Source organism: Limimaricola variabilis, from assembly GCF_014195545.1.
GTDB lineage: Bacteria > Pseudomonadota > Alphaproteobacteria > Rhodobacterales > Rhodobacteraceae > Limimaricola > Limimaricola variabilis.
The window spans coordinates 1-1,031 of sequence record NZ_JACIBX010000037.1 but is presented as its reverse complement, the minus strand read 5'-3'; the positions used below and the strand labels follow the sequence as shown (position 1 = coordinate 1,031).

General features: G+C 64.4%; 1 protein-coding gene. It reads right to left on the bottom strand.

Annotated features, from left to right (window positions below; genetic code table 11):
- Positions 1 to 962 (bottom strand): IS30 family transposase (locus FHS00_RS17560; RefSeq protein ID WP_183475391.1); only part of this gene is annotated, 962 nt, incomplete at its 3' end.
- Positions 963 to 1,031: the final 69 nt, after the last annotated feature.

Sequence of the window (1,031 nt, the reverse complement as noted above, 5' to 3'; positions counted from 1 at the left end):
GCGGGGGTTCTCCATCCGAGGCATTTGCGCGGCGTAGCGTTCAGCCGGTCGCAGATCTCGCGGATGTCGTGGTCGGAGAGTTGGCCGATGTCGCGCTCCCGGGGCAGCCAGCGGCGGGCACGGCGGTTGGTGTTCTCGACCGTGCCCTTCTGCCAAGGCGCGGAGGGGTCGCAGAACCAGCTGTTCGTGCCGATCTCGGCTTGGAGATGCGGCCACGAGACGAACTCGCTGCCCCGATCGAAGGTGATCGATCTGCGCGCCGGTTGGGGCAGGGCACGGATCGCCGCGATGACCTTGTCCATGACGGGTCGGGTCCGCTTGTCGGCGTTCTTCAGCAGCACGGTGAACCGACTGACGCGCTCGACGAGCGAGGTCACGTTGGCGGAGCCGAACCGCTGCCGGAACAGCATCAAGTCAGCCTCCCAGTGACCGAACTGGGAGCGTTGCGCCACGGCTTCGGGTCGAAACAGGATGCTGACATCGCGGTGGAATTTCGGCGCGCGACGCTTGCGGGCGCGTCTCGGGCGCCGGGCCTTGCGATGGGTCGGGAGATACCACCACAGCTCTTCGCGCATGCCTTCTTTGGCGTAGATGTAGCGATAGATGGTTTCCTGGCAGACCCGCAGCGGCGCGCGCTCGATGCGCATCCGGCCGGCGATCTGCTCCGGGGTCCAGCCGTCCTTGATCCGATCGACGACTTGGTCACGCAGCTGCGAATGGCGGATCAGCTTGCGCTGCCGCGCCCGACGATCGCTGGTTCTCAACTGCGCGGCCATCGCGAAGTAGCCCACGACCTTGGGCATGCAGGGATCCTGGAAATGATTGCGCCTGAGCTCGCGGAAAATGGTCGAGCGGTGACGCTGCAATATCCGCGCCATCTCGTTCACGGACACCCTGGCATGGCGCCAGCGTTCGATCTTGCGGCGCTCCTCAAGCGTCAACTGCGCGTATACACGTCCCATACTGGAAAACTCCTGCTTGATAGGGCATTGTTTTCAAACAAGAGTCGCAGTTGGAAGTAGCGCGCGCCC